Raw genomic sequence first — 11,671 nt, 5'->3', positions numbered from 1 at the left:
ACAGATAAATGACGTGATAACAAGGCATAAATTTTGACATGTAGTTGTTCTACATGAAAAATTTATAACGCAGTTAGCGCTTTATTTAGCTCGCTAGAATGGTTAAATATTTAAGTCGATTGGTATTATATGTCAACTTAAAAAACTAAGGCGTAACATATAGTTACGCCCCAATCTGACTTCATCCATAATAAGGCATCCATACCTATGCCGAAGCACCCATTTTTATCTTTCCCCTGAACGGGTATATATCCAAATACACCCTCACATTGCATCTATGCAATATCCTACACGTCCTAGTGTTATCCTCTTGCCAGCTTGGCCGTCCTACGGTTCCAACCGCTCCTATTACTTCCTGTAATATAATCCTTTAGGTTATCCTTATCATTAGCTCCGCTAATGTGCCGCATCCTGGCGGTGTCCTTGTTCGTCCTTGCGTCCATGTAAATTGTCCATTGGCTTCCTGCTAAGCTTCATGCTTAATTGCCATAATCCATTTCCTTGGCAGCAGCTCATTCATTGAGTCTGTGTCGTCTTGACAAAGTAAAGTTTAAAGCAAAGTAGCCATAGCGGTAGTTGTAAATAACAATAATTTTCATGTAATAATTTTGCAAAAATAACATACCCGATAAAAAACAATGAGTTAAACATTTAGGAACACGATTAATGAAAGAATAAACGGCTAAAGCGCACGACAATGTAAGATATCTCTCACAGTGATATTTCCAAAACGGCGCTTAGACAGAATCAATGTCACTCAGCTGATTTAAACAGCAGTTCACCTTGTACATTATTAAACGTAAGACGTTGTAAAGAGCTAAATCCCTCGCTGGCAAAAAATGCAGTATGCTTATTTTGGGTAACAAAAACCGCGATTCCTGAAGCTCTCTCATTACTTTGCACTAAATCATTTAAGCCGCGTAATAAATAGCGGCCTATACCTTCTCCCTGAAAATGTGGATCAACAGCGATAAATGCTAAAAAGTAATAATTGCCTTGACCGCTGAGCGCATTACGGATTGTTTGTTCTTTTTCAATCAATTGATTAGTTTGTAAGTAACCTGCACTGAGCATTAATTTTAGGCGCCAATGCCAATAACGCTGGGCTTGTAATTGACTATCTGACTCAAACACGCACGCGACTGCTTTTAATCTATCTTGTTTATACAAACCAATTAATGGCTGTTTCTCCTGCCAGAATGTATTGAGCTCTTCACGGATCAACGCACGTAATTTCTTTTCGTACGCGGCTATATTCGATTCACTGTAATTAAGTAAGGGCTGTAAGAGCGGATCATCGTGATAGGCTTGGTAAATTAAACTCGCTGCGATACTGATGTCTTCTGCAGCAATATACTGCACACGCAATGCTTCACTTTCAGTCTCTACGGTCATGGCTCGTCCTTACTTTTTATTTTGATTTTTTCTGTCGCTACAGCTATAGGTATATTCCTATCTGGGTTAAAAGGCAAATTCAGCGGGTGTTAAACTCAAACGACCCATCATAAAGTTCTATTACTGTTTCACAGTTATCACCAAGGAGCATGACATGGATACCACTAAACACGATATCAATACACTTTTCAAACAACTGGGCTTGGCAAGTTCAGAAAAAGAAATTGATAGTTTTATTGCTGCTCATACCTTACCTGATACCACGTTATTGCAAGACGCTCCATTTTGGGATCAAGCACAACGCCATTTTATTGCAGAATCATTAGCAGAGGATGGTGATTGGAGTGAAGTGATTGATGAACTAGACGTGCGATTACGCCAACAGTAAAAGTACTTGGCTGTAGCCTGTCACCTGTTATTATACCCAGCGCAGCACATGTCAGTGCTGTGCCTTATTTAAAAGAGTTTAAAAATAGAATGAATGCCGTTGTTTTTGATGCTATCAAAGCCCTTCTTGACGAAGGCAAAACCCCTACTGTCGCTTTAACTAAAAGTAAACTAACCCAACCGATCCCATTACCTGTTATTATTGCTGCGGTTAGCCAATATAAAAATAATCCAGATTCAATTCATAATTTGGCCAAATCAGCCTCGGTTACGGTTGAGGCTGGCAGTGATATAAGTCAGCTTGATCGTATTGAACAAAAACTTGATCACTTACTCGCTTTACTCGAAAATAAAAACTAGAGAACTTACATGTTTGTTGTTGATTTAACGTTTGATTGTTACCAAGACACGACCCTTGAAAATGCCGAGCAAGCAATAAACCGCTTAGTGAATGCATTGCGCTTTAACGGCCAAATAATGGGTGAAGAGTTTCCAACTGTATTAAAAGATGGCTACTTCGTAACCCGTGTTATGTGTCCGACTGATGATGCAATGCACCCTCTTAACAACAGCCCGTTTGTTAAACACAGTATTGATAAACTTCACGATGCCGGATTACTGGCTCCGAAAGTCAAAGTAATTGGTCAAGATATTCACTCTAATGGCGCTGATCAGTGTCATGAACCTTCGAGTTATATTTTATACACCACTTATGTCCATACATGCAGTCCATTGTACTGTGGTGATGACTTTTTACCGGTGCCATTATTTCGTATTCCTGCAATAGCGAATGGTGACTATAAAACCTTAATTAAGTGGCAAGAAGATTGGCAGGCATGTGATCAAATTCAAATCAATGGGGCCACACGTTGTGAATTTCCTGCTTTAGAGGAAATATCAAAGCTTGATAGCGATCTTTCCCGCCGCGGTAAAGACATTGCCAAACGAGTGAGCTTTTTAACTAAGAAACCGGTGTATTATTATTTATACCGAGTGGGCGGCAAAGATAAAGCCTCAGAGCTTGAACGTAAATGTCCAAGCTGCAATGGCGACTGGAAATTAGCTGAATCATGGTTTGGCCTATTTGATTTTCGCTGTGAACCATGTGGCTTAGTGTCGAATGTATCATGGGATTTTCAATAACAAATCGCTCTAATTAAATGCTGCGCGGGAGCAATTTCAGCGCAGCATAAACGCTTAAACAGTAAGTGCTGATATAAAAGAGCCTAGATCCGTGCTAAGCACATGATGAGGCTTTTTACCCACATACTCTAAACACACCTCACCTGTGTCTAACAACACCGACACCAATAAATCTTCTTGATCGGTCAAGCCAATAAATACTGTGGGCGGCTGTTTTAATTTGCGCTTCATCAACACATGACCGGTTATATTTTGTTGCAGTAAATCAAAATCCTCATCGCTCCACGCTTGCAGTAGCTCAACATCATGACCATCTATACTGGCTGTTATACACCCGCCAAAAAACGCACCATAATATTGTTGCAGCGCTTGTGGAAATTCAACCTCTAGGGCATTAGCTAGATCAGTTAAAGTGCCATTTGGTGTGCGAGCGACCGCTTGCCATTGGATCAACCCTTGTTCATCTGGGTTGCCTACTTCGCACGGACTTGGCCAATCGCTGTCGTGTTCAATCTGTGGCAATTTGCCTGTTTGATCTTGCTGCTTGCTGGCAAAGCGTTGGTGAAGTTGTTGTAACTGGGTAACAATAGACATGCTGTGAAACTCATAAGCTTTAGGTATAATAGCGCTATTGTAACTACAAAAGACTTAACATGACAGATTACAGCAACGCACCAGAATTAAAAGGCAGTGTGCTTGGTCAATCAACTGAGTATGTTGATACGTATACACCAAGCTTACTTTTTCCGATCGCACGAAAACTTAATCGCGACGATTTAAACATTGATGAACGCGCCCTCCCTTTTAAAGGCCAAGATATTTGGACCGGCTATGAGTTGTCGTGGTTAAACGCAAAAGGAAAACCTGTCGTTGCTGTAGCAAGCTTTGTGTTTCCATGTCAGAGCAGCCATATTATTGAGTCTAAATCTTTCAAACTGTACTTAAACAGCTTTAACCAAACGCGTTTTGATTCAGTTGATGATGTAGCCGCTATTTTGACCGCCGATTTATCAGCCGCAGTGGCAATGCCTATCACCGTCAATTTATATAGCCCAGCAGATTATAACTGTTTACCTTGCACACCCTTGCCGGGTGAGTGTATCGATGAGTTAGACATTGAAGTAACCGACTATCAGCTTGGCGCACACAGTTTAACAACGGCGAGCAGCAATACTGTCACTGAAACACTGCACAGTCATTTATTAAAATCGAACTGCTTGATCACCTCACAGCCGGACTGGGCTAGTATCATTATTCGCTATACGGGTGAGCAACTATGTAAGGAATCGCTATTACGCTATTTGATCTCATTTCGTACTCATAACGAATTTCATGAGCAATGCGTAGAGCGTATTTATTGTGATTTAATGGCGCAATTGAACATCAGTGAACTTGAAGTGTACGCACGTTACACCCGCCGTGGTGGACTAGACATCAACCCGTACCGTTCAACTTCTCACGATAGTGTGCCATTTGCGGTGAAAATAAACCGCCAATGATCTATCTAGTCAAACCCCGAGTCATTCGGGGTTATCTACACTGGCTAACTTTCAACTCTTTTAGTCGGTATAGGCATACCGCACACATCAACATAATTAGGCGTTTCAACAAACCATGTTTCTGAGCGGTTTTGTCGTGCTTTGATCAAGGCTAAAAATGCAGTCGAGTCAGTGCGCATCACCTTAAACTGGCTATTATCTTGTTTACTGATATCAGCTAACACGTGTATATCGGTAATAGGGTTACTAGTCGTGCGAGATAGACGAGTAAAATGCTCCATCCCCTCCAGCACGCGGCCAAATACAGTAATATTTCTATCTAAATAACGCGGGCCTTGTCCTATAGTGACATAAAATTCAGTACCACCACTGTTAATGTCGTTATCTCGCGCCATTGCAAATACCCCATTACAATGCACTTGCCAGGTTTGCGTTTGCATCTCATTTTGCGCCACCGCAAAGCCATTTAAAAATCCAGTAATTGGGGCATAGCCATCATGGTGATCAAGCTCGGTGATCTCCAAAAGGCTTGAAGTCGTTAAATAAAATTCAGCAGCTATGGCTTTAGCGGCATCTTTGACTGGTTTTTTACCGCTTTCATCACCTCCTTGCGCTACAAAGCCTTCCACAACGCGATAAACATTTAAACCTTTGTAAAAGCCTTCGCGGGCTAGTTGTTTGATATTCTGCGTGTGTTTTGGTGCCAGTTGCGGGTTAAGCTCGATATAAGCAGCGCCGGTTGGCAGGGCTATTTTGATAATATTATCAGCCTCCACTAACCGCCATTGCTCAGCAGTTGCTTGATTAACAATTTGTGCAGCTGTGAGCTGATTATCAGCTTGTGCCATACTCATTTGGCTAGAGAGTAGAACACCGCCAATGAAATATAATTTTTTAAACATGGCACACCTATTTGTATTGTTATAGTGCGAGGTTATTTAGTTAAGCTGTTTTTATCAAGCCAAAACTGAGCTTGATGAATTGGCGCACTGCGCGGCAGTAAAGGGTTTGTAAGTTCAATAATACGGCGGTTTTTTAAGTCAGCTTGTGCAATCGTAGCGGCAAAATATTCATAAAATAGCGCGTCAAAAGAACCATCAGCAATTGCCGCTAGTAGACCTTCTTGCAATAATTTATGCAGCGTTTGATTATCATTGGCTACAAAAAAATAAACTGCAGATGGATAACGAATAGCAATATGCGGCTCGTGAATAATATCGTCACCATGATTTTTGGGTAAATCAAAGATATCGTACGGCAACGCATCAATGCGCCCTGTTCGGAGCATTTCGATAGGCCCTGCCCCCATACCATATATTAATGTAGGCAACTCATTACGTTTAAAAATGGCAGTATCTGGCCAATCTTCCCGTAAACCGAATACAAATGAGCGTAATTGTCTAGAGTGGTTTACCTGTGCAAACATATCTTTATGGCTAACATGTACTAAAGGGATACGATAACCCAATAAGCCTTTATCAATTGGGATCAAAACGGCCTTGGCTTGCTTTTCCCAATCAGGGCTCGTTACTCCCCAAAAGACATCAATACCATTTTTATCTCCTAAAAGCCTAATAGCTCTGCTTTGCGAAGGAATATTTTGCACTTCTGTTGGCACCAGAGTCACTGCTGACTTACTCAATGCCAATGCCAGCAATGCACGTGGATATGGGTGCCCGTCAGCAGAGTAGCGCACACTAAGCTCAGTGTTTGCCAAACAAGTAAAAGAAGTCAAAAAGCAAATCCATTTGATCAACGTAATGTTATCCTTAATCCAGATCGAATTTATAGAGAATATCCACGTTCTGATACAAACCACTGGTAATTTCAATATAAAGTTGTGACAGTAATTGATAACGTACCGCAACTTCACTTAAGGAGTCAAAAATACCCACACTGTATTTAACTTGAATACCCGGTGCCACATAACCAGAAATTTCTACTTTGGTTTCGTCACCACTGCCTTTAGAGCTCAAGCTAACATCCGACAAGCCGAACGTTTCACCCACTTTAGATACCACCCCTTCACTGCGACTCACCCCTTGTGCTAATAATAATTGAGTTAGCATTGCATCAGTTGAACTGTCACCTTCGTCTAATGGTTGACCATTTAATAAATAAGCTAGAGACTCGGCTTGATCCATTGCCGGCTCAGAGAACACCTTTAATGCAGGTTGCTCGATATTACCCGTTAAGGTAATGCCAGCAATGACATCATTGGCGGTATTATCTGGGTTTCGGATCGCTTTAATATTTAAATACGGTTTATCTATCGGACCACTAAAACCAATTTGACCAGTACGGATGATCAGGTCTTGTCCAAAAGAGCGGTAAGTACCTTCACGTAAGTTCAACTCGCCGGTGGCAATCATTGGCGTTTGCTGATCCATCTTAATCGACAAGTCACCTTCAATTTTAGACTCCAACCCAAATGAGTCAATGCGCACATCATTTTCAACAATCAACTTAAGACTTATGTCGTAATCAAACGGTACGGCTTGAGTTTGCTCTGCTTGTTTGTCGATAATAATTTCATCATCGCTCACTTGCACAGCCCCTTCTGGAAGCTCTTCAATCTCTATCCGACCATAAGGCACAACCACTTGCCCCGCTAACTTAAAAGCATTATCAGCCAAACCAATTTTTAAATCCGGTGATACTTTAAATGTTACACCTTGCTGAGCTCGGACATAAAACTGCTCACCAACTACGGCTAAATTCACCGCAGGTTGTACGCCTTGCCAATCAATATCCCCCTCCAAGGCTAACTTACCGCCTTGTGCATCGTTTAATTTGCCATCAAGGGTGGCTTTAGTTTTGTCAAAAGTAATGCTGATATTTGAATCTACAATCGCAACTGGCAGCTGCTCACCTTGTAAATTTACATCTATAACTTCCAGCTCACCATTAAGCAACGGTGCGCTCAACGTACCTGCTAAGGCTATTTGGCCACTAATGCTGCCTTTTAATTGCTCAAGCGTACCAATAAAAGGTTGCAAGTCAGTTAATAAAATCTTGTCAATCACCAGCTGTCCACTTAGTAACTGTTGCCCGGCTAAGTCCTCAGCATCGATATCTGCATTGATATCACCAAGCACTGTGGAGCTCAACCGCGCTTGCAAGTTAGCATCACGGGGATCTGCAATTGCATTTAACGTAAATGTGTCTATTGGTAAGCGATACCGCTTTTCCTCGTTAATAAGGATTGCAGCCAAATCATGAGAGTTAATTGTCGCAGATAAACTTTGTAATTGGCTCGCTTGCCAATTCGCTTTGACCTGCCCTGCAAATCCACCTTCGGTAATAATGTTATCGGGCAATAAATGTTTAATTTCAGTTAAATCAAAATTCTCTAACTTGGCATTAAGCTGACCAAGCTGCGCTGTTTGATTAAGCCGGTCGATACACAGCTTACTGTTTTGACTTTGCCAACAATGCTGCTGTACGGAAAAATCACCCGTATCGATGTTAAATTTAATCGCAACCGCAGGCTTCGTAGTAAAATCAATCACGTTATCGCTTAGCAGCACATTACTTAGGCTACCTTGCCACACGTTTTTAGCAAACTTACCCGCAACTTCAAGTTCAGCTTTACCCTGTACAGCGTTTAAATCAAGCTGTAGTTGATGATCATCTTTATCTCCAGCCGCTGCAATCGTAAAGCTGTTAATTTGCTGACCTGCTACATTGGCATCTGTTACTTTTAAGCTCACGTTAGTTTGCCAATCAGCGGCATAATTAAAGTCTGTCTTTAACGCTAAGTTTGCAATCTGAATATCAGCAAAACTTAAATCACGTAAGCCAACATCTAAGTTTACAATGGGTTGTAAACGCGCGCCTGATATTGCAAGCTTTCCTTCACCCACACCAGTAAATGGCAAGTTCTTTTGTTCTGGTTTATTTAAGTGAAGTAACCCCTTAATTTTCCATTGTTCAGCAATATTCCCTGATAAAGCTAGCTTATTTTCCCCACTGACAAGTTCAAATTTCTCAATACTGGCATGTAATGAGTTATTTAAATCAAAATCTGAAACAAAGCTAAATGGAATATCATCAACCGTACCGCCAAGTTGAGTATCTGTCATTTTTAACTGCCACTGCTGCTGTGACGCATTAAATACCCCATTAAATTGCCCTGACAGATCACTGCTTACAGTATCAGTTAAGTACTGTGCTTTTAAATTTGCTAGCTTTCCTGAAAATTGACTCTCGATACCGTTTTCCCAGCTCGCTGACGCAGTTAGCGTCGCTTTACTTTCGTTTGCCATTAACGACAATTGTTCAACATTGATATGCGTTAAGCCGCCTTTTAACGCACTTTCCAATCGCACTTTAGGGTATGCTGCAAGTTGACTTTGTGCCATCAGCTGTAATGTATAGTCATCGGCATTGCCTTTACCTGTTAACTGCACGTCATTTATTTTTAATTGATTACTCTCTACTTCAAGTAGCCACTGCTCAATATTTGCATTGATTGAAAAAGGAAAATTAGTGGTTTTTAAATCGGCATTTATTTTTGCAGTTAGTGGGTATTGTCCTTCGGTGATCACGTCTAGTTGTAAATCACGTAAATCTCCAGCAACCGCCAAAGCGACTTGATGCTCAGGATTATTCAAAGTAAGTGCTGCTGTGACGGGAGTGTCATCAGCTAAATTTGCTGTTAATTGGCTTGCCAAGTGCCATTGTAAATAGTCTGCACTGAATGATGGTAGCTGCAGTTCACTTTTGTTTATCGCAAAAGAGCCTTTAATATCACTAATTTCGTGACTTTGTTCGCCTTGTACCAGCGTTACTTTCGAGATCAAAAGTTGTTCGAGTTTGGCGGCAAGTGGCGAACTAAAATGAATATCGGGCAAAGCCGCAAGTGCCGTTAATGGCTCACTAGGTGGTGCTTGAGTTTCTTTAAGTAACACATCGACCTGTGCAATTTTTAATGAGCTTAAAGTAACGAGCGACTGTTGAGCAAACGCTGCCAAAACAAATTTTTTCACTGATACATTTGCACTGGCATGATCAAGTTCAAAGGATGCAATTGCAATGCGTTTGATTGAAACGCCAATAGGCAAGCTAATCTCATCGCTCGCACTCGTAGCGGGTTGTTCTTCTACCCTTGCCTCTTCTTCAGTCTCAGCTTGTGTTTGAGTTGGCTGTGGTAACTTCAACGATATTGCCTGCGCGCTCATATTTTCAATGCATATGCCTTCACAGCCCCACCAATAAAGATCGAGTTTCAAGTTTTTCGCATTAAAATCTAAGCCATCACTTTGAAAGTGTACATCAAATGAGTCGTTATATAAAAAGCGGCCATTTTTAATGTCTATGCGTAAGCCATCAACTAACTTCGTTGCCGTGTACGCAATTAATTGATTGCCTGGCGCTGTAAATAATAAACAAAATACCAGCACCAGTAGCGAAGTAAAAAACAGTGTCAGTGCGGTGGTAATTTTTTTCATTTTTGACATTAAATTTCAGGCCCTATAGTAATACTAAGTCGCGTGCTTTTACTTTCTTTGGTAAGCCCCCACGCGTGATCAATTCGAACTGGGCCCACTGGGGTTAAATAACGAATACCAAAACCTGCGCCTACTTCAACCCGATCGGTAAAGTCATTGGTCGCTGTACCGCTGTCAACAAATAAAGCAGCTCGCCAACTTTCTGCAAACTGATAATTATATTCAACCGTACCAGTGATTAAATATTTACCACCAATTAGACGACCTTTTTCATCCTCTGGAGAAATTGACTGATAGGCAAAACCACGTACACTTTGGTCACCACCGGCGTAAAAACGCAATGAAAATGGGACATTATCAATGTCATCTACTAACATGGCGCCAACATTTGCCTTTAAAAACAATAAATGGCGATCAAGATAAGTTTGCAACCAGGCATTTTGAAGCTGTACTCTGACAATATTAGTCGTAGAAAACATGTCTTTTAAACCAAATTCTGCAGATAATAACCATTGATAGCCCGATGTTGGTGTTGTGCCTCCTTCGGTTTCTTTTTTAGCATAGCTGATGCCGGGCATTAACATTTTAGAACTTTGTTCTTCATCGCCAATGCGATAAGTCTCTCTATCACGGCGTAAAAATACAGTACGAACCCAATCATCATCTGTTAGCCATTGTCGTTGCAATTGCCCGGTCAGAATTTTACTGTACACATCGTTGGTTAACTCATCTTCGAGTTTGTAACCGGCTGAAAAACGCCATAAGTCATCATTAGGGTCGTCTACAGGTACCGTGTAACCAAGTGAAATATCTTGCTGTCGCTGTGATACATTTAAATTACTTTCAAGATAATGACCATTTTCAGTGATCCACGGTTTAGTCCACTTAAAACGCACTTTAGGCCCTAGATCAGTACTATAACCGCCCCCCACTTCGTAACTATTGGCAGGTTTGTGCAGTACATCAACCTTTATTGGTACTTGTTTATTAGCACGATTAGGTATATCTGCGTAAACGCGTACACTGGCAAAATACGGCGTGGTAGATAACGCTAAATTGTACTCTGATACTAAAGTAGCCCTATAAGCTTCGCCTTGTTTAAATTTAGCTAAAGAACGAATGTATTTCTCAGCTGGGGTTTGTTCCCCTAACACAAGATCACCAAATTGATAACGAACACCGGTATCTATCGCTAAAATCACCTCAGCACTATTATTCTTTAAAGAAATAGCCAGCTGATGTGTTTGCCATTTCACATCAAAGTACCCTAGCTCAAGCAGTTGTCCTTCAATTTTTTTACGTGCAGCATCGTAATGACTGTGATTTAAAATATCACCTTGCTTTAGCTTAATACTATTTATCGTTTGCTTAAGCAATAAATCATCCTCACCTTCGCCCTGCACTGTTATGCGCACGTCGGCAATACGCGTCACGGGGCCACGTTCGATGGTTGCAATCAATGTTTGCGATTCACTATTATAATTAAGCTTAATAACAGGCTTATAATAACCCAGTGCTTTTAAACTGCTGGCAACTTGCTTCTTTGCATGGCTTAACAAGGTGCTCGTAGCTGTTTCACCTTCAAGTTGCTTTAAGTACAGCGCAACATTTTTTTCCAGATCGCCCTTGATGCCATTTATTTCATAGCTACTTACAACGTGTGCGGCTGCAAATACATTTAATGAAAACAATAAAAATAAACCAACTGTTATGCGCGTTAATATCCAGCTAGGCAAGTAATTTCCTTACTTAAAAACGATTTATCAATAATGACAGAAATAGTACCATATTGAT

The 11,671-nt window shown here is 40.9% G+C and carries 10 protein-coding genes; 4 read left to right on the top strand and 6 right to left on the bottom strand.

Going from position 1 to position 11,671, the window contains the following annotated elements:
* Positions 1 to 753 precede the first annotated feature (753 nt).
* Positions 754 to 1,395, bottom strand: coding sequence for a GNAT family N-acetyltransferase (locus CWB85_RS15835; RefSeq protein WP_138555413.1), 642 nt, complete (start codon positions 1,393 to 1,395; stop codon positions 754 to 756).
* 154 nt (positions 1,396 to 1,549) lie between these two features.
* Between CWB85_RS15835 and CWB85_RS15830 the strand changes: the two genes are divergently transcribed.
* The 3 genes from CWB85_RS15830 (at position 1,550) to CWB85_RS15820 (ending at position 2,925) form a co-directional block, all read left to right on the top strand.
* Positions 1,550 to 1,783, top strand: coding sequence for a DUF2789 domain-containing protein (locus tag CWB85_RS15830; RefSeq protein WP_016707742.1), 234 nt, complete (start codon positions 1,550 to 1,552; stop codon positions 1,781 to 1,783).
* 89 nt (positions 1,784 to 1,872) lie between these two features.
* Positions 1,873 to 2,142: a hypothetical protein gene (locus CWB85_RS15825; protein WP_016707743.1), complete on the top strand. Its 270-nt coding sequence runs from the start codon at positions 1,873 to 1,875 to the stop codon at positions 2,140 to 2,142.
* A gap of 9 nt (positions 2,143 to 2,151) precedes the next feature.
* A complete protein-coding gene (locus CWB85_RS15820; protein ID WP_016707744.1) occupies positions 2,152 to 2,925 on the top strand; it encodes a Zn-ribbon-containing protein in 774 nt (257 codons plus the stop codon).
* A 54-nt stretch (positions 2,926 to 2,979) separates the two neighbouring features.
* On the opposite strand, the gene syd is transcribed toward CWB85_RS15820, so the two are convergent.
* Complete coding sequence (gene syd, locus CWB85_RS15815) at positions 2,980 to 3,519, bottom strand: SecY-interacting protein (protein WP_138555412.1); 540 nt, start codon at positions 3,517 to 3,519, stop codon at positions 2,980 to 2,982.
* 59 nt (positions 3,520 to 3,578) lie between these two features.
* Between syd and queF the strand changes: the two genes are divergently transcribed.
* Positions 3,579 to 4,424 (top strand): NADPH-dependent 7-cyano-7-deazaguanine reductase QueF, encoded by an 846-nt coding sequence (gene queF / locus CWB85_RS15810; RefSeq protein ID WP_138555411.1) that lies wholly within the window; start codon positions 3,579 to 3,581, stop codon positions 4,422 to 4,424.
* Between the two features lie 44 nt (positions 4,425 to 4,468).
* On the opposite strand, the gene CWB85_RS15805 is transcribed toward queF, so the two are convergent.
* From CWB85_RS15805 to CWB85_RS15790, 4 genes are all read right to left on the bottom strand, one after another.
* Positions 4,469 to 5,278 carry a peptidylprolyl isomerase gene (locus CWB85_RS15805; RefSeq protein WP_249314891.1) on the bottom strand — a complete coding sequence of 270 codons (810 nt, stop codon included), beginning with the start codon at positions 5,276 to 5,278 and terminating at the stop codon, positions 4,469 to 4,471.
* Between the two features lie 80 nt (positions 5,279 to 5,358).
* Positions 5,359 to 6,159 carry a transporter substrate-binding domain-containing protein gene (locus tag CWB85_RS15800; protein WP_138555409.1) on the bottom strand — a complete coding sequence of 267 codons (801 nt, stop codon included), beginning with the start codon at positions 6,157 to 6,159 and terminating at the stop codon, positions 5,359 to 5,361.
* Between the two features lie 34 nt (positions 6,160 to 6,193).
* Positions 6,194 to 9,886: an autotransporter assembly complex protein TamB gene (tamB, locus tag CWB85_RS15795; protein WP_138555408.1), complete on the bottom strand. Its 3,693-nt coding sequence runs from the start codon at positions 9,884 to 9,886 to the stop codon at positions 6,194 to 6,196.
* On the bottom strand, positions 9,886 to 11,613 hold the full coding sequence (locus CWB85_RS15790) for an autotransporter assembly complex protein TamA (RefSeq protein ID WP_138555407.1): 1,728 nt from the start codon (positions 11,611 to 11,613) through the stop codon (positions 9,886 to 9,888). The genes tamB and CWB85_RS15790 overlap by 1 nt, the downstream gene beginning before the upstream one ends.
* Positions 11,614 to 11,671: the final 58 nt, after the last annotated feature.

It is taken from the genome of Pseudoalteromonas sp. S1727 (assembly GCF_005886375.1).
In the GTDB taxonomy this organism is placed as follows: domain Bacteria; phylum Pseudomonadota; class Gammaproteobacteria; order Enterobacterales; family Alteromonadaceae; genus Pseudoalteromonas; species Pseudoalteromonas haloplanktis.
This window is presented reverse-complemented; position numbering and strand designations above follow the sequence as displayed.

Coding starts and splice junctions, on each gene's coding strand:
- CWB85_RS15830 (WP_016707742.1), top strand. CDS start 1,550: ATGGATACCACTAAACACGATATCAATACACTTTTCAAACAACTGGGC.
- queF (WP_138555411.1), top strand. CDS start 3,579: ATGACAGATTACAGCAACGCACCAGAATTAAAAGGCAGTGTGCTTGGT.
- CWB85_RS15825 (WP_016707743.1), top strand. CDS start 1,873: ATGAATGCCGTTGTTTTTGATGCTATCAAAGCCCTTCTTGACGAAGGC.
- tamB (WP_138555408.1), bottom strand. CDS start 9,886: ATGTCAAAAATGAAAAAAATTACCACCGCACTGACACTGTTTTTTACT.
- CWB85_RS15820 (WP_016707744.1), top strand. CDS start 2,152: ATGTTTGTTGTTGATTTAACGTTTGATTGTTACCAAGACACGACCCTT.
- CWB85_RS15805 (WP_249314891.1), bottom strand. CDS start 5,278: ATGAGTATGGCACAAGCTGATAATCAGCTCACAGCTGCACAAATTGTT.
- CWB85_RS15835 (WP_138555413.1), bottom strand. CDS start 1,395: ATGACCGTAGAGACTGAAAGTGAAGCATTGCGTGTGCAGTATATTGCT.
- syd (WP_138555412.1), bottom strand. CDS start 3,519: ATGTCTATTGTTACCCAGTTACAACAACTTCACCAACGCTTTGCCAGC.